Annotated in this window: 14 protein-coding genes; 6 read left to right on the forward strand and 8 right to left on the reverse strand. The window is 71.2% G+C overall.

What is annotated here, in order from left to right; translation table 11 throughout:
- Nucleotides 1–73: 73 nt before the first annotated feature.
- From NDW01_RS05030 to NDW01_RS05045, 4 genes are all read left to right on the forward strand, one after another.
- The gene (locus NDW01_RS05030) at nucleotides 74–712 is read left to right on the forward strand and encodes a UbiX family flavin prenyltransferase (protein WP_252816993.1); all 639 of its coding nucleotides are present in this window, start codon (nucleotides 74–76) and stop codon (nucleotides 710–712) included.
- Nucleotides 713–801: 89 nt separating this feature from the next.
- Complete coding sequence (locus NDW01_RS05035) at nucleotides 802–2,223, forward strand: non-oxidative hydroxyarylic acid decarboxylases subunit C (protein ID WP_252816994.1); 1,422 nt, start codon at nucleotides 802–804, stop codon at nucleotides 2,221–2,223.
- Nucleotides 2,220–2,468 (forward strand): non-oxidative hydroxyarylic acid decarboxylases subunit D, encoded by a 249-nt coding sequence (locus NDW01_RS05040; protein WP_252816995.1) that lies wholly within the window; start codon nucleotides 2,220–2,222, stop codon nucleotides 2,466–2,468. The genes NDW01_RS05035 and NDW01_RS05040 overlap by 4 nt, the downstream gene beginning before the upstream one ends.
- A 91-nt stretch (nucleotides 2,469–2,559) precedes the next feature.
- Nucleotides 2,560–3,057, forward strand: a complete 498-nt coding sequence (locus tag NDW01_RS05045) for a PNPOx family protein (protein WP_252816997.1) — start codon at nucleotides 2,560–2,562, stop codon at nucleotides 3,055–3,057.
- Between the two features lie 170 nt (nucleotides 3,058–3,227).
- On the opposite strand, the gene NDW01_RS05050 is transcribed toward NDW01_RS05045, so the two are convergent.
- Entirely contained in the window at nucleotides 3,228–3,797 is a 570-nt protein-coding gene (locus NDW01_RS05050) for a TetR/AcrR family transcriptional regulator (RefSeq protein ID WP_252816999.1), read from the reverse strand.
- A 143-nt stretch (nucleotides 3,798–3,940) separates the two neighbouring features.
- On the opposite strand from NDW01_RS05050, the gene NDW01_RS05055 reads away from it, so the two are divergent.
- A complete protein-coding gene (locus NDW01_RS05055) occupies nucleotides 3,941–5,155 on the forward strand; it encodes an epoxide hydrolase family protein (protein ID WP_252817001.1) in 1,215 nt (404 codons plus the stop codon).
- A gap of 34 nt (nucleotides 5,156–5,189) precedes the next feature.
- Here the strand turns inward: NDW01_RS05055 and NDW01_RS05060 are convergent, their stop codons facing one another.
- The gene (locus tag NDW01_RS05060) at nucleotides 5,190–7,013 is read right to left on the reverse strand and encodes an ABC transporter ATP-binding protein (protein WP_305883747.1); all 1,824 of its coding nucleotides are present in this window, start codon (nucleotides 7,011–7,013) and stop codon (nucleotides 5,190–5,192) included.
- Between the two features lie 94 nt (nucleotides 7,014–7,107).
- Here NDW01_RS05060 and NDW01_RS05065 point away from each other — a divergent pair, with 94 nt between their 5' ends.
- Nucleotides 7,108–7,602, forward strand: a complete 495-nt coding sequence (locus tag NDW01_RS05065; RefSeq protein WP_252817003.1) for a MarR family winged helix-turn-helix transcriptional regulator — start codon at nucleotides 7,108–7,110, stop codon at nucleotides 7,600–7,602.
- 15 nt (nucleotides 7,603–7,617) lie between these two features.
- On the opposite strand, the gene NDW01_RS05070 is transcribed toward NDW01_RS05065, so the two are convergent.
- The 6 genes from NDW01_RS05070 to NDW01_RS05095 form a co-directional block, all read right to left on the reverse strand.
- Nucleotides 7,618–8,910, reverse strand: a complete 1,293-nt coding sequence (locus NDW01_RS05070; RefSeq protein ID WP_252817005.1) for a patatin-like phospholipase family protein — start codon at nucleotides 8,908–8,910, stop codon at nucleotides 7,618–7,620.
- A 177-nt stretch (nucleotides 8,911–9,087) separates the two neighbouring features.
- Nucleotides 9,088–10,242, reverse strand: a complete 1,155-nt coding sequence (locus NDW01_RS05075) for an MFS transporter (protein WP_252817007.1) — start codon at nucleotides 10,240–10,242, stop codon at nucleotides 9,088–9,090.
- Nucleotides 10,239–11,114, reverse strand: coding sequence for a family 3 encapsulin nanocompartment shell protein (locus NDW01_RS05080; RefSeq protein WP_252817009.1), 876 nt, complete (start codon nucleotides 11,112–11,114; stop codon nucleotides 10,239–10,241). Before NDW01_RS05080 ends, NDW01_RS05075 begins: the two co-directional genes overlap by 4 nt.
- 12 nt (nucleotides 11,115–11,126) lie before the next feature.
- Nucleotides 11,127–11,843, reverse strand: a complete 717-nt coding sequence (locus NDW01_RS05085; protein WP_252817010.1) for a sulfotransferase-like domain-containing protein — start codon at nucleotides 11,841–11,843, stop codon at nucleotides 11,127–11,129.
- Nucleotides 11,840–12,823, reverse strand: a complete 984-nt coding sequence (locus tag NDW01_RS05090; protein ID WP_252817014.1) for an aldo/keto reductase — start codon at nucleotides 12,821–12,823, stop codon at nucleotides 11,840–11,842. Before NDW01_RS05090 ends, NDW01_RS05085 begins: the two co-directional genes overlap by 4 nt.
- Nucleotides 12,824–12,845: 22 nt before the next feature.
- Nucleotides 12,846–15,941: a non-ribosomal peptide synthetase gene (locus NDW01_RS05095; RefSeq protein WP_252817019.1), complete on the reverse strand. Its 3,096-nt coding sequence runs from the start codon at nucleotides 15,939–15,941 to the stop codon at nucleotides 12,846–12,848.
- Between the last annotated feature and the right edge of the window lie 150 nt (nucleotides 15,942–16,091).

Genomic DNA, 16,091 nt, shown 5'->3' on the forward strand with positions numbered 1-16,091 from the left:
CGGAGTATCGTGGGTCGAGTTAGGACGCCCACGTACTAACTGTGCGTCACGCATCTGTACCGGGGAGATTGCCGTGCGACTCGTCGTTGCCATGACAGGGGCCACCGGCGCGATCATCGGGGTACGCCTGTTGGAAGCCCTGCGTGAGCTCGAGGTGGAGACCCATCTGGTGGTGAGCCGCTGGGCGCGCGCCACCATCGCGGAGGAGACTCCGTACACCGTGCGCGAAGTGACCGACCTCGCGAGCGTCGGTTATTCGCCGGACGACCAGGGTGCGGCGATCTCGAGCGGCTCGTTCCGCACGGACGGGATGATCGTCGCGCCGTGCAGCATGAAGACGGTCGCCGGCATCCGCACCGGATATGCCGACGGCCTGATCGGCCGCGCGGCGGACGTCACGCTCAAGGAACGCCGCCGTCTGGTGCTGCTGGCACGGGAACTGCCGCTGTCGACGATCCATCTGGAGAACCTGCTCGCGCTGTCCCAGATGGGCGCGACCGTGCTGCCGCCCGCTCCCGCGTTCTACAACCACCCATCGAGCATCGCCGACATCGTCGAGCACATCGTCGGACGCACGCTGGACCAGTTCGGACTGGACCTGCCGACGGTACGCCGGTGGGGCGGGATGCGGCAGGGCGCGCACCCGCGGGCCGTCACTTCACCCCGCGACCGGCACTCGATGGGCGACGACTCCGTGGCCGCCACCGCCTGACCGGCCCCGGCTCCGCCCCGCTCCCCGGCGCGGACGTCGAGAGAACCCCTGGCTCTTCCGGGCCACTCCACGCGAAAGAAGATCCGAACATGGCCTATGCCGACTTGCGCGAGTTCCTCGAGACACTCGATCGCAACGGTCAACTGCTGACCTACTCCGAACCCGTGAACCCCGAACCCGACCTCGGAGCGGCCGCCCGCGCGACCGCCAACCTCACCGACCGCGGTCCGGCACTGCTGTTCGACAACATCAACGGCTACGAGCCCGGCAAGGGGCGCGTCGCTCTCAACGTCGTCGGCTCCTGGCCCAACCACGCGCTCATGCTCGGCCTGGACAAGGACACCTCCGTCAAGGACCAGTTCTTCGAGTTCGCCGGCCGCTGGGACGCCTTTCCCGGCCCGGTCGAGCGGCGGGACGACGCGCCGTGGCAGGAGGTGACCATCACCGAGGGCATCGACCTGTTCCACCTGCTTCCGCTGTTCCGGCTGAACAGGTACGACGTGGGTTGCTACATCGACAAGGCCGCCGTCATCAGCCGGGATCCCGACGACCCGGACGACTTCGGCAAGCAGAACGTCGGCATCTACCGGATCCAGGTCAAGGACAAGGACCGGCTCGGCATCCAGCCGCTCGCGGCGCACGACCTCGGCCTGCATCTGCAGCGGGCGGAGGAGCGCGGGGAGAACCTGCCCATCGCGATCGCCCTCGGCAACGAACCGGCGATCACCACGGTGGCCGGCATGCCGCTGGCCTATGACCAGTCCGAGTACGAGATGGCGGCCGCGATCCAGGGCGCTCCGTACCGGATCACGAAGGCGCCGCTGACGGGCCTGGACGTGCCGTGGGGGTCCGAGGTCGTCATCGAAGGTGAGATCATCGCCGGCGAACGGGAGATCGAGGGGCCGTTCGGCGAGTTCACCGGGCACTACTCCGGCGCCCGCCGTCAGCCGGTCGTCAGGGTCCACCGCGTGACGCACCGCCGGAATCCGATCTTCGAGCATCTGTACCTCGGCATGCCGTGGACCGAGATGGACTACACCCTCGCCCTCAACACGAGCGTGCCGCTGTACCGGCAGCTGAAGGCAGAGTTCCCCGAGGTCGCCGCGGTCAACGCCATGTACACCCAGGGCCTGCTGGGAATCATCTCCGTCAAGCAGCGCTTCGGCGGGTTCGCCAAGGCGGTCGGCATGCGGGCCATGACCGTTCCGCACGGCCTGGCGTACTGCAAGGTGATCATCATGGTCGACGAGGACGTCGACCCGTTCAACCTCGCGCAGGTCATGTGGGCCCTGTCGGTCCACTACCACCCGCTGCACGACACCGTGACGATCCCGAACCTGTCGATCCTCGCGCTGGACCCCAGCTCCGACCCGGCCGGGATCACGCACAAGGTGATCCTCGACGCCACGACGCCCGTCGCGCCCGAAGAGCGCGGTCACTACTCCCAGGTGGTGGGCGACCCCGAAGGCACCGCCGACTGGGAGAACATCATCAAGGGACTGCTCAAATGACCGATACCACCGTGAACTCCACGATCTGCCCGCGCTGTGGCGCCGAGAACGTCCGGGTGCTGACCACCTCGCCCGTGCCCGGCCGGTGGACGATGTACGTCTGCGACACCTGCATCTACAGCTGGCGCTCCACCGAGCCGCGCTCGGCCACGGACCCGCTCACCTACCCCGCGGAGTTCAAGATCGACCCTGCGGAGATCCCCTCCATCCCGGCGATCCCCACCGTCCCTCCCCGACGCCGCTGAGCACGACCCGTGACCGGCCCCGCCATGCCCCGGTGCGGGCCGTCACGGTCGGCGTCCCGGCTCGTACGATGAGCATGAAAGGCCGATCGACATGGCAGACCTGCTCGGAGACCGCCTCCCGGACGAACTCGTCCAGGCGCTGGGCGACGAAGCGCTCGCCGCCACGGAGCAGCCCGCCTTCCTGCTCGTCACCACCGACGAGGACGGAGCGCCGCGGATCTGCATGCTCAGTGCCGGTGAGCTGCTCGCACGGGACGAGCGGACGCTGCGGGTGGCGTTGTGGCACGGCACCCGGACCGCGCGCAACCTCGGTCGCGGCGGCACGGTGCTGTTCGGAGCCGTCTCTCCCGGGTCGGTGGTCTACATACGGGCGAGGCCGATCCGCCTGAGGACTCCGGAGCCGGCCGGAACGGAGTCCTTCGAGCTCACCGTGGCGAGCGTGGAGTCCGACATTCACGCCGGCATGCCGGTGACCAGCGGCATCACGTTCCGGCCCGAGGAGCCCGGCCAGGCCACGACCCTCGCCGCCTGGCGCCGGCAGCGGGACCTGCTGGCGCGGGCGGCCGCCGTGCCCGACGACGATCGGTGACGTGCGCCCGGACGGCCGGTCTCGGGCGGAGCGGGCCTCGGCCTCCTGGCCGCCCTGCGTGAACTCGGCGTGGAGACCCATCTGGTGGTGAGCCGCCGCCGGCATCCGGACCGGCTACGCCGACGGGCTGATCGGCCGACGGCCCCTCCACCGGCTCGCCGGCACGGGAATCACCGTCCGGACGCCCGTACCACTCCGCCGAGAACGGCACGCGCTTGTGCCGCTTGCGCGCGGCGGATGTCCTCGACGGAATGCCCGGTGGTGAGCAACTCGTCGATGAGGTCGATGTGCAACGTCGCAAGCAGCGCGTGCGCGGCGTAGCCGGCGTCATTCGCGGCGCATCCGGTCGCGGCGTCCTGGATCAGACGTTGCAGGAGTCCGTGCATCCACCGGTAGCGCTCCGACCGCAGGTTCCCGGTGGAGGCCACCTCGCGGGCGCGCATGAGGTCGCGGTTCTCCAGCTTGAAGGTGAGCACTGCGTCCAGGAACGCGACGATCCGATCGGGCGCCGGAGTGTCCGGTCCGAGGGGCCGCGGGCCGGACTCCACGGCTGTTCGAAGCGGCAGGAACTTCGCGGCGGCCAGTGAGTCGAGAAGCCCGTCGCGGTCGCCGAACGCCCGGAACAACGTTCCCTTGCCGACGCCGGCCGCCGCGGCGATGGCGTCCATCGACACCGTCTGGGGCGTATCGGCGTCCGCGAAGAGCGCGTCCGCGGCGGCGAGCATGCTGTCGCGAGACACCGGCGGTCGGCCCTGACGTCGGCCGGGATTTTTGGACTGTCGGTCCGAAACCGTGTTAGGCTCCGATGGACTCATAGTCCGAAAGTCTAGCGATGCACCGCAGTGCCATCGATGGTGCTGCTCCGCGATCGGAGTAGGCGTACATGAAGATGAAGCCTTTCGAAATCGCCATCAGTGACGACCGGCTAGAAGACCTGGATCGTCGGTTGCGGCACACTCGCTGGCCCGATGCGATGCCGGGCACGGACTGGGAGGACGGCACCGACCTCGCATTCCTTCGGCGCCTGACGGAGTACTGGCGGACAGACTTCGACTGGCGGGCGCAAGAGGCGAGGCTCAATGCGTTTCCGCAGTACGTCGCGGAGTTGGACGGGCTCGGGATTCACTTCATTCACGAACGCGGGACCGGCCCCGCCCCTTTTCCGCTGGTGGTGACTCACGGCTGGCCGGGTTCCGGTTTCGACATGGAGCGGCTCATCCCCCTCCTCGCCGACCCCGGCGGTCATGGCGCGGATCCGGCCGACGCGTTCGATGTCGTGGTCCCCTCGCTGCCGGGTTACGGATTCTCGCAACGGCCGACCCGGCCGGGCTTCGGCCCCGAACATGTGGCCGAGCTGTGGATGAAGTTGATGACGGGCCTCGGTTATGACCGCTTCGGTGCCCAGGCGGCTGACTGGGGTGCGGCTGTCTCGATGTGGCTCGCGTCCCGCTTCCCCGACCGGGTCTCCGGACTGCACCTGAATTTCATTCCCGGCTTCTACCGGCCGCCCCTGGGCGATGGACAGCCGCCGTTGTCGGCAGAGGAGAAGACGTTCCTTGACGCCGCCGCGGCATGGTTCGACGCGGAGGGCGCGTACCACCGTCTCCAGTCGACGAAGCCGCAGACGCCTGCGTATGCGTTGACCGACTCACCGGCCGGCCTGGCGGCGTGGATCGTCGAGAAGATGCGTGGCTGGAGCGACTGCGGCGGCGACGTGGAGCGCGCCTTCACGTTGGACGCCATCCTCACCAACATCTCGATCTACTGGTTCACCGGCACCATCGGTTCTTCCATGCGGTTCTACCGCGAGAACCGTCTCCGCCCCAATCGTTTCGAACCTGGCGAACGGGTCCACCCGCCGTTGGGAGTAGCCGTATTCCCGCAGGACACGATGCCGCCCCGCCCCTGGGTCGAGCGCGTCTTCAACGTGACGCGCTGGACGACGATGCCCTGGGGTGGACACTTCGGCGCCATGGAGGCACCGGAAGCCTTGGCCGAGGAGATTCGCGCGTTCTTCCGCCCGCTCCGTGCGCACCATGACGACTCGACCGGCTCGGGCGCGAGCGGCGGCCCGGCCGCGCCCGGGGACGACCGCTGACCGGGGCGCCGTCCCGGACAGGGGCCGGTGACGCTCAGGCCGAGCGGGCCTCGGCCTCCTCGCCGAGCGCGGCGTCGACCGTCAGGCGGGCGTCGCGGCGCACGAGGGCGGCGTAGCGGCCGTCGCGGGCGAGCAGGCTCTCGTGCGTGCCGCGTTCGGCGACGCGCCCGCGGTCGAGCACCACGATCTGGTCGGCGCCGCGGATGGTGGACAGCCGGTGCGCGATGGTGATCGTGGTGCGCCCGGCGGACAGCGCGTCGATCGCCTCCTGCACGGCCCGTTCGGTGCGCGTGTCGAGCGCGCTCGTCGCCTCGTCGAGGACGAGGATCGGCGGGTCGCGCAGCACGGCCCGCGCGATCGCCAGGCGCTGCTTCTCCCCGCCGGAGAACCGGTATCCGCGCTCGCCCACGACGGTGTCGTAGCCGTCCGGCAGCGCGGCGATGTGCTCGTGGATCTGCGCGACGCGTGCCGCCTCGACGAGTTCGGCGTCGGTGGCGTCCGGCTTCGCGAACCGCAGGTTGTCCGCGACCGAGGCGTGGAAGAGGTACGTCTCCTGCGAGACGACGCCCACCGCGCGGGTGAGGTCGTCGAAGGACAGGTCGCGCACGTCGACGCCGTCGATGGTCACGCTGCCCGAGCTCACGTCGTACAGCCGGGGGATCAGGTAGCTGAGGGTCGTCTTCCCCGACCCGGTCTCGCCGACGACCGCCAGGCTGCTCCCGGCGGGCACGGTGAGGTCGACGTCGCTCAGGGTGTCGTCGGCCGCGCCGGCGTAGCGGAATCCCACCGCGTGGAGCCGTACGTCGCCGCGGATCTCGCCGACGCGCGCGGGGTGCTCCGGCTCGGCGACGTCGACGGGCAGGTCGAGGTACTCGAAGATGCGGCCGAACAGCTCGAGCGAGGACTGCAGGTCCACGCCCACCTGGAGGAGCTGCACGGTGGGCCGGAACAGGCTCTGCTGCAGGGTCGTGAAGGCCACGAGCGTGCCGATGGAGATCAGCATGTGGCCGTTCCGGCCGGTGAGACCCGTCGCCCAGTAGATCGCCGCGGGCATCGAGGACATGACGATCTGGATGATGGACTGCCGCCAGCGGCCCGCCATGTTCGCGCGGACCTCCAGGTCGGACAGCGTGGCCGACTCGGCGGCGAACGCGTCGGTGAGCGTACGGGAGCGGCCCATCGTGTGCCCGAGCAGGATGCCGCTGACCGACAGGGACTCGTGGACGATCGAGGCCAGCGTGGCGAGCTGCGCCTGACGCGCCCGGGTGACGCGGCGGCGCTCCCGGCCGACGCGGCGGCTGACCCACACGAAGACCGGCATCATGATCAGCGAGACGAGCGTCAGCCGCCAGTCGAGCGCGGCCATCGCGATGACCGTGGCGACGACGGTCGTCAGGTTGGACACCAGCGTGGTGGCGGTGGTGGTCACCGTCGCCTGCATGCCGCCGATGTCGTTGGCGATGCGGGACTGGACCTCGCCGGTGCGGGTGCGCGTGAAGAAGGCCAGCGACATGCGCTGCAGGTGCGCGTAGACGGCGGTGCGCAGGTCGTGCATCACCCGCTGGCCGACCTTGGTGGACACGTAGGTCTGCGACACGCTGAAGCAGCTGTTCGCGACCGAGACGACGATCATCCCGGCGGCCAGGACGGTGAGCAGGCCCACGCGTCCCTTGGGCAGCGCGACGTCGATCACCTCGCGGATCAGGAACGGGTTCAGCAGGGAGACCAGCGACGACGCCGCGACGAGCAGGCCGACGAAGGCCAGGCTCCAGCGGTACGGCGTGAACAGGCGGAGGACCCGCCGCAGCGGCACGCGCGGCGTGGAAGGGCGGTCGCGTTCGGGGGAGTGGTGGTTCAAGGGCGCCTCACGAATCGGTGGCTTCTGTCCGAAACAGAGTAACACTCACAATGTACAAAACTCAGTATGAGTCTCATTCGGTATACTCGGCGGTATGGATCAAGAGGAGTCGTCGGCGCAGCTCGCGGACCTGTTCCAGCGGCTGACCAAGCGCCTGCGGCGGGCCCAGCTGGCCCGGCTCGCCCCGCTGGGTCTCACGCCCGCCCAGGAGCGGGCGCTGCGGGTGATCACCCGCAGCGACGAGCCGCTGCGGATGACCGAGCTGGCCGACCGGCTCGGCGTCGTGCCCCGGTCGGTCACGACCGTGATCGACTCTTTGGAGGAGGCCGGCCTCGTCCGGCGCGCGGTGGATCCGGTCAACCGGCGCGCGATCCGGCTGCACCTCACCGACGCGGGTCTGGCCGTATGGGAGGAGATGCGCCAGGCCCGCCGGCAGGCGAGCGAGGACCTGTTCGCGCCGCTGACGCCCGGCCAGCGGCGCAGTCTCGTCGACCTGCTGTCCGTGCTGGACGACGCGAAGGGGGACCGGCGGGCGGAAGCGCGGAGGCAGCCCACCCCGTCGGACGGGTGGGCTGCCTCCGGAACGTGATCTACCGGCGAGGGACTAGTCGGAGATGCTCCAGATGTCTCCGTCCTTGTCCTTGGCGGGATCGAGGACGCGCATCGCGTCCCGGCGGCCCAGCTCGATCGCCTCGTCGATGAACTCCGGCTCGAACATCAGGTAGCTCATCAGCTCACCACGGCTCGCCGTCGGCCCGATGAGCATGCTGAGCAGGCGGAGCTCGGGGTGCTGGAGGGCGCGCAGCCCGGCCATGCCCGTCGACAGCACCGTGTTGGCGAGCTGCCCCAGCTCGTCGACGTCCCCCGGGGCCGGCCCGGCGAAGAGGCAGTCGACGACGCGGTACTTACGGCCGGAGGAGCCCCGGCTCATGACGCCCGTCCCACCGGCCCGTACGAGCTGGTTGACGTCCCGGAGGGTGTTCAGGTCCTCCATCATGGAGTCGGACAACGCACCGTTGAGGAGCTGCGCGAAGGTGTCCTGGACGGTCGGCGGCATTCCCGCGTGGTCGCCGAGCGGTTTCTCAAGCCGCCTGCCGGGGTCGGTGGCGATGACGACGACGCGTTCGACGCCGAGTTCGAGCGCCGGCTCGATCGGCGCGTTCAGCCGGACGCCGCCGTCGATGTACCAGCCGTCGGTCTCCTCGGTCTTGATGCGCACCGGCGGGAACAGCACCGGGATCGCGGCCGAGGCCATGATGTGCTCGGGCGTCAGGTGGGCGTCGACGTAGTCGACCGCGCGGATCAGGTCGGGCTCCGGGGTGCGGATGTTCGGGCTCTCGATGAAGATCTCGGTCCGCCCCGTGTGGCTCGCCGTGGCGGCGACGGCCACCGCCTGGACGGCGCCGGTGCGCAGGTTCTTGTGCAGGTCCCGCCAGCTCAGCATGCCGGCCAGGGCGGTGCCCAGCGGCCGCGTGTCGAGCAGGCCGCCGGTCATCGGGACGGGCATGTTGCCCAGCCGGAGCAGGTAGCGCATCGCCGCGAACGGCAGCGTCGGCAGGACCGGCTTGAAGACCATGTGCCGGCGCACCGATCGCCACATCGTCAGCGCGCGTTCCGCCGCCTCGGCGGCGTCGAGGTGCGCGAGGGAGGCGAAGAGCGCGGCGTTGATCGCGCCGGCGCTGGTGCCCACGAAGACGGACGGCCGGTAGCCCCGGTTGTCGAGTTCCGGCAACAGGACCGACATCACCCCGGCCTCGTACGCGCCGCGCGCCCCGGCCCCCGCCAGCACGATGCCGACGGTGCCCTCCGCCGGTGGTTCCTCGCGCCTGCCGCGCTGGGTCCGTTCTCGCTGCTCCTCGCGATCCTGCTGCCGCGCACGCTGAGCCGTCTCTGTCATCGGTGCCCTCCTCGAGTTCCGTGCCGTTTTCGGGACATGCGAGGGGGTCAACCACGCAATGCCCGGTCTCACGGCGGGGAACCCCAAGAGAACGCACAGGTAGTTCGCGGATTGCACGCACGACCACGCACGACCACGCACGACCGCGTCGGCCGGCCCGGCCGCCGGGGAACGAGGTCAGGGCTCCTGCATCGCCGGTCTCCGCTGCGGGTTCGTCGTCCAGGACAGCAGCGCCGACACGACCGCGCAGGCCATCATCACCCAGTACACGGCCGGGTAGCCGGACGCGTTCGCGATGAGTCCCGCGAACGGCCCGCCCACCGCCAGCCCGACGTCCCAGAACGAGGTGAATCCGCCCAGCGCGGCGCCCTGCTGGGACGGCTCCGTGCGGTTGATGACGAGCAGGGCGAGCGCCGGGAACAGCAGGGACAGGCCCGCTCCCATCACGAGCCCGCCGATGATCACCGTGACCAGGTTCGTGGCGACGGCGACGATCAGCAGCCCGACGGCCTCGACGACCGCCGACCAGAACGCCACCTGCCGCGCGCCGAGCCGGTCCGGCAGGTTGCCGATGACCAGCCGGACGCCGACGTACGTCACGCCGTAGGCGTTCAGCCCGGCGATCCCGTCGGAGACGCCGCGCGCCGCCATGTGCAGCGCCACGAACGACGACAGCGCCGCGTAGCCGAGGGCGGCGAGCGACAGCGCGATGCCCGGCACCACCGTGCCGGCAGGCAGGATGGCCGCACGGGTCCTCGCCGCGGTCTCGGCCCGCTCCGGGCGTTCCCGCAGCGACACGACGAGGAGGCCGAGCGCGCCGACGGCGACGCACAGGCCCCAGACGGCGGAGAAGCCGCTCTCCCGCATCGCCACCGTGCCGAACAGCGCGCCGAGCGTGATGCCCAGCCACATCGAGATGCCGTACAGCCCGACGACGCGGCCGCGTCGCTCGGTCGGGCACAGCCGCACCAGCCAGGCCGCGCCCGAGGTGTAGACGGTGCCCTCGCCCATGCCGTGCAGGATCCGGACGGCGACCAGGACCGGCACGTCGCGGGCGGCGTAGTAGCCCGCGCCGGCGAGGACGCAGATCGCCGTGCCGGCCAGCATGACGAGTTTGTAGCCGTGACGGTCGCCGAGCCGCCCCGCGATCGGCCGCGTGACGACCGCGGCGACGGCGATCGCCGCGGTCACGACGCCCACCTCGACCTTGTCGCCGTGCAGTTCCCGCAGCACGTAGAAGGGCAGGGTGGCGAGCGACGCCCCGACGCCGAGCAGGCAGAGGAAGATCCCGCCGAACATCGCGGCGTACGGGCGGTAGAACGAGAGCCTCATGCGGCGGCGTCCTCGGGGACGACGAGGTAGAACAGCGCGGGGAGGAGCACGGCGAGCCCCTCGTGGACCTCGGCGCAGACGGCGACGCCCGGCCGCGCGAAGGTCCCCGGCGGGGGCTCCGCCACGCGGATCACGGAGCGGCGCGCGTCCAGGAGCCGGGCCGCGACCGAGATGTCGCCGACGAGGGCCGTGCCCGGGGGCACCCACCGGTTCCGGCTGATCTTCATGCCGTTGCTCGCGGCCAGCTCCGCCAGCAGCCCGTTCCGGCCGAGCAGGCGGTGGTAGAAGTCGTTCGGGTTGACGATCATCGCGTGCGGGGTGGCGCCCGTCTGCTCGATCTCGTCGCAGGCCGTCAGGATGCCGGTGACGTAGTCGCGGTAGGCGATCCGGGCGATGTCCGGGTGGTTGACCAGGCCGTACGGCCCGTTCGTCAGCGCCTGGTTCTCCGCGGTCGCCAGGCGTACGAGCAGCCGGTAGTCGAGGAACTCGGCGAGCGCGTCCGGGTCGCCGGCGAGCCCCTCGGGGATCTGCACCCACGCCCGGATCGGGTGGACGCCCGCCTCGGCCGTGCCGAACCGGAACGCGGCCTCGCGGCGGACGCCGGCGTCGAGCACCGCGCCGGCGTCCCCGGTGTCCGGCCGGGTCTCGGTCCAGAACCGCACGACGTCCTCGCCGACCGGGCGCACCTTGAGCAGGTTCCGTACGGTCAGCCGCGGCCGGTCCTTCGTGGGCTCGTGCGCCTCGGTGATCGTGTAGTCGAATCTGACCTCGGCGTGCTCGGGGTCGGCCGCGAAGGCCCGCGCGAACAACTGTCCGGGGGACCGCCGCAGCGGATCGGTGGTGGTCTGCGCCGGCACTGTCTCTGTCGTCATGCCTGCTCCTGCTCAGAACGCGTGCTGGACGAGTCGCTCGTAGAACGGCAGGTGGTGGTCGTAGAAGGACTTGAGGGTGGTGTCGTTGTCGACCGTGACGGGATAGGTGTTCCGGTGGCTCGTGAAGCCGGTGCTGTGGCTCGCGTCGACGTGCCACTCGCGGGTCCGCCGCCATTCGGGCCGCTCACCGGCCTCCCAGGCGAGCGACTCGGGGAGGAACGGCAGCCCGGTGTAGGCGCAGAATGTCTTCACGACCGTCTCCGGGTCGTCCAGGAGGCGCTCCGCGCGGATGACGAGCGGCACGCGGCCGGTGGCGGACCGTACGACCTCGAACAGCGCGCACAGGCGCTCGTAGCCGATCTCCGCGCAGGTCACCGCGGGCTTCACCGCGTAGTGCGAGCTGATCGTCTGCTTCGGATCGCGGACGATGAAGGTGTGGGTCAGCGCGGCGAGGCGCTCGCGGGGGAAGGCGTACTCGTAGTCGACGACCTCCTTGACGAACACGGGCCGGGTCCGGCCGAGCTCGGTGAGCCGGGCGAGGAGCTCCTCCTCCGACCGCGCGGTCGCCCGGCCGCCGTCCGGGGCCGGCACCGCGACCTCGCCCTCCTCGGTCAGCGCGAGGAACGGCTCGTGCAGGACCGCGACGTCGCCGCGTTCGAGCATCATGCGCAGGAACGCCGTCGAGGCCGAGCGCGAGTGCGCCCACATCACGATCACACCGGCGCTCACATCGACCACCACGCCGGGACCCGGTCCCAGCGGTGCTTCCGCAGCTCGCGCAGCAGCGCGTCGTCGAGCGGCCGGCCGTCGCCCACCGCGAGGTTGGCGCGGACGTGGGCCGGCTTGCGCATCCCGGGGATCACCGTGCTCACCGCCGGGTGGTGCAGGATGAACCGCAGCGCCAGCTCGGGCAGTGACATGCCGTCGGGGAGGATCTCCTTCAGGCGTTCGGCGCGTTCGACGCTCGGCTTGAGGTTCTCGTCGCAGAAGTAGGTCGCGCGCCAGTCCTCCTCCGGCCATGTGCTGTCGGCGGTCAGCGTGCCGGTGAGCGTTCCCTCGTCGAACGGCACGCGGGCGATGATCCCGATGCCGTCCCGCCGCGCGCGCTCGAACAACACGTCCTCGGGGGCCTGGTCGAAGATGTTGTAGATCACCTGGATCACGTCGATGAGGCCGGTGTCGAGCGCGGCGAGGCAGTTGGCCGGCTCCCAGCGGTTGACGCTGATGCCGACCGCGTCGATGACGCCCTCCCGCTTGAGGTCGCCGACGACCTCCTGCCAGCGCTCGTCGCCGGCCCAGCGGTCCTCCCACGTGTGGAACTGCAGGAGGTCGATGCGGGAGACGCCGAGGTTCTCCAGGCTGCGGTAGGTGTACTCCCGCATGTGGCCGGCCGGATAGGCGTCGTCGAGGGTGTCGCCGGGGCCGGGCGGCCACTCGCGGTTCTTCGGCGGGATCTTCGTCGCGACGTACAGCCGCCGGTCGGGGTGGCGCTTCAGCAGCGCGCCGAGCATCCGCTCGCTGATGCCGCGCCCGTACACCCAGGCCGTGTCGAAGAAGTTGCAGCCCAGCTCGACGGCCTCGTCCAGGCAGCGCGGCGCGAGGTCGTAGTCCCAGCCGGTGAAGTTGCCGGGGCCTCCGCCGATGCCCCACATCCCGTATCCGACCTCGCTGACCTTCCAGCCGAGGCCTCCCATCGTGCGATAGCGCATCGCTCGCCTTCCCGTCTCGTCGTCAGCTGGTGGAAACCTGGCGTCGCGGCCCCAGGGCGTTCCGGGGCTCCGGCGTCTCGCCCCGGATGAGGCGGGTCCGGTACGCGGCGATCGCGCCGTCGAGCGGTCCGTCGGTGAGCTCACGGCGCTCCTCGAGCCGGCGGCACTCGTCCTTGCGGAACAGCCGGGGGTTGTCGGTGAGCATGGCCGCGAAGGCGTCCTTCAGCGTCCGCTCGTCCGCGTCGGGCCGTCCGGGCAGGAGCGAGGCGAGGGCGGTCAGCTCCCGGTCGCCGGTGGCGAGCGCGGCCTCACGCACGCGGGCGAGGAAGTCGCCGCAGGGGACCACCGGAAGCGGCTCCATCACCGCGCCGAAGTCGACGCTTTCGGCGTGGAAGACGTTGAACGTACGGCCCCAGGCGTCGCGGTCGCACACCGCGGCCAGCACCCGCGCCGCCACGTGGTCCACCGGCGTGTAGTCCGACCGGATCACGGCGTCGGGCCGCACTCCGAGGCGGGGGAACGCGGCGAGCAGCAGGTGGGTGAGCGCCGAGGTGTTCGGGTACGCGTTGTCCTCGCTCGGCATCACCTCGCCCAGCCGCAGCACGGTGACCAGCGCGCCGCGCTCCCGCGCCGCGGCCAGGTGCCGTTCGGCGACCAGCTTGGAGCGTGCGTACCCGCCCTCGGGCATCCGGGCGAGGGACGGGTCGAAGTCCTCGGGGAGCGGCGCGTCGTGGTGCGGCGCCTCGGCCTGCAGCGTCGCCAGCGTCGAGACGTGGTGCAGCGGCACCGGCCGGTGCGCCATCGCCAGCCGCAGCAGCTCGACCGTGCCGCGTACGTTCGCGTTGCGGTGCGCGCGGTAGTCGAACAGGAAGTTGACCATCGCGCCGTTGTGCAGCACCAGGTCGCAGGTGCGCGCCAGGTGCTCCCACGTCCGTGGGGCCAGGCCGAGGCCGGGCCGGGCCAGGTCGCCCGCGTAACCCTCGATCCGGTCGGCGAACCGCGACTCCCACAGGCCGCGTTCGGCGAGCGCGCCGACCACCCGCGCCGTCGCGCCGAAGTCGCCGCCGGCACGGGTCAGGCAGCGCACCCGCAGATCCGTGCGGGCCAGCAGCTCGTGGACGAGACGGCTGCCGACGAACCCGGTCGCCCCGGTCACCAGCACGGTCCGCAGCTCCCCGGCGCGGTCGGCGGCCCGGATCGGCTCGCCCTCCGGCACGGCCGCGTCGCGCACCATGAGGACCGGCTCCGCCTCGATCACCGCCCCGCCTCGCCGCCGGTCCTCGATCAGCCCGGTCAGCCCCTCGGCCGTCGGATGCTCGTACAGGTCCTGGACCTCCACCGGGATCCCGCACTCGGCGGTGAGCGTGCGCACCAGCGACAGTGCCTGGAGGGAGTCCCCGCCCGCCTCCATGAAGTGCGCGTCCGCGGTCAGGTCCGGTCGGCCGAGCACCGAGCGGAGCGCCCGCAGCACCTGCTCGGCCGGCGTCGCCGCGGGCGGGCCCCCGGCCAGCCGTGCCGCGTCCTTGGCGAGCCGGGCGTCGAGGACGGCCTGGAGCCGTCCACGGTCGGCCTTGCCGTTGTCGTTCAGGGGGATGTCCGGCAGCAGGAAGTAGTACCGGGGCACGCTGATCCGGGGCAGCGTGCGGCGCAGCCCGTCCCGCAGCGCGTCGACCGTCAGGCCCGTGCCGGAGACGAACAGGGCCAGCGACCTCGTGCCCGCCTGCTCGGCGACCAGCACCTCCGCCTGCCGTACCCCGGGGCACCTCTCGGCCGCCACCGCGATCTCGCCGAGTTCGACCCGGACCCCGCCGATCTTGACCTGGAGGTCCTTGCGCCCGGAGAAGTACAGCAGCCCCTGGTCGTCGAGGTGGCCGAGGTCGCCGGTGCGGTAGAGCCGGTCGCCGGGGATCTGCGGGAACGGGTTCGGGACGAACGCCCGCGCGGTGGCCTCCGGCGCGCCCAGGTAGCCGGCGCCCAGGCAGGCGCCGCCGATGACGATCTCGCCGACCGTGCCGGGCGGCACCGGGCGGAGGGCGTCGTCCACGACGACGGCGTAGCAGTTGTCGATCGGCCGGCCCAGCGGCACCAGATCGCCGTCCGCGGGAGAGACGGTGTGGAACACCATCCCGATGCTCGCCTCGGTCGGCCCGTAGCCGTTGGTCACCGTCAGGCCCGGCAGCTGCGCCATCATCCGGTGGACGGCGCCGGGGTTGAGCGGCTCGCTCCCCACGATCAGCCAGCGCAGCGACGAGAGGCCGCGCAGCGACTCCTCGTCCCGGTCCACCTCCGCCACCAGCGCGTTGAAGATGCTGGAGACGAAGTCGGTGGCGGTCACGCGGTACTCCGCGATCGTGTCGATCGTCCGCCGCAGGTCGAGGAACTCGCCCTGAACCTGCAGCACCGTGTGCCCGCCCGTGATCAGCGGCAGGAACAGCTGCCACAGCGAGGAGTCAAAGGTGTGCTTGCTGTTCTGCAGCACCACGTCCGCGCCGGTCACGCCGAAGTACCGCGCCATCGCGCGCAGCCGGTTGGTCAGCCCTTCGTGCCGGTTCATGGCGCACTTGGGCGTGCCCGTCGTCCCCGAGGTGAAGAAGCCGTAGGCCAGGTCGCCGGGGTCCGGCGCCTCGGTGTCGGGCCGCCCCGCCGGCGCGATCCGGTCGACGTCGACGACGACCGCCCGGTCCCGGTGCTCCGCCGGGACCGCGTCCGCCGCCGCGCACGGCACCGGCGTCCGGGGCAGCACGCCGAACGTGTCGCGGATCCGCTCGCGCGGCCACGCCGGGTCCAGCGGCACGAACGCCGCTCCGAGCCTCATCAGGGCCAGGTACGTGACCGGCAGTTCGAGGCTGTTCACCAGCAGGACCGGGACGACGTCGCCCTTGCGCACTCCGCGCTCGGCCAGCGTGGCCGTGAGGCCGTTCACCAGCTCGTCGAGCCGGCGGTAGGTGAGCGTGCGCCCCCCGCACGAGACGGCCGGGCGTTCGGGATGCCGGCCGGCCTGCTCGTCGATCAACGCCGACACCGGGCGGAACCCGCCGTGGTCGACCGCTCGTCCGGTGAAGCGCCGCTGGGACTGGTCGTGATGGTCGTTGATATCGTCGGCCGACGGTCCGGGCATCCACACCTCCCCGTGAGGGGTCACAAAAGGTGGGCGGGTCCTTTTCCGGGGCCCGCCGGAGATATTGGTGCGAAGCTGGCGGTAAATTAAGCTGCCCGTCGCGAATTCCGCAAGGCCCACTTTCGGGCGCCTTCTCCGGCCGCTCGCCGC

It is taken from the genome of Actinoallomurus soli, from assembly GCF_024055715.1.
GTDB lineage: Bacteria > Actinomycetota > Actinomycetes > Streptosporangiales > Streptosporangiaceae > Actinoallomurus > Actinoallomurus soli.

Excerpts from the sequence above, each read along its gene's own strand:
- NDW01_RS05090 (WP_252817014.1), bottom strand. The coding sequence starts at position 12,823 with ATGCGCTATCGCACGATGGGAGGCCTCGGCTGGAAGGTCAGCGAGGTC.
- NDW01_RS05065 (WP_252817003.1), top strand. The coding sequence starts at position 7,108 with ATGGATCAAGAGGAGTCGTCGGCGCAGCTCGCGGACCTGTTCCAGCGG.
- NDW01_RS05080 (WP_252817009.1), bottom strand. The coding sequence starts at position 11,114 with ATGACGACAGAGACAGTGCCGGCGCAGACCACCACCGATCCGCTGCGG.
- NDW01_RS05075 (WP_252817007.1), bottom strand. The coding sequence starts at position 10,242 with ATGAGGCTCTCGTTCTACCGCCCGTACGCCGCGATGTTCGGCGGGATC.
- NDW01_RS05045 (WP_252816997.1), top strand. The coding sequence starts at position 2,560 with ATGGCAGACCTGCTCGGAGACCGCCTCCCGGACGAACTCGTCCAGGCG.
- NDW01_RS05070 (WP_252817005.1), bottom strand. The coding sequence starts at position 8,910 with ATGACAGAGACGGCTCAGCGTGCGCGGCAGCAGGATCGCGAGGAGCAG.
- NDW01_RS05035 (WP_252816994.1), top strand. The coding sequence starts at position 802 with ATGGCCTATGCCGACTTGCGCGAGTTCCTCGAGACACTCGATCGCAAC.
- NDW01_RS05055 (WP_252817001.1), top strand. The coding sequence starts at position 3,941 with ATGAAGATGAAGCCTTTCGAAATCGCCATCAGTGACGACCGGCTAGAA.
- NDW01_RS05095 (WP_252817019.1), bottom strand. The coding sequence starts at position 15,941 with ATGCCCGGACCGTCGGCCGACGATATCAACGACCATCACGACCAGTCC.
- NDW01_RS05040 (WP_252816995.1), top strand. The coding sequence starts at position 2,220 with ATGACCGATACCACCGTGAACTCCACGATCTGCCCGCGCTGTGGCGCC.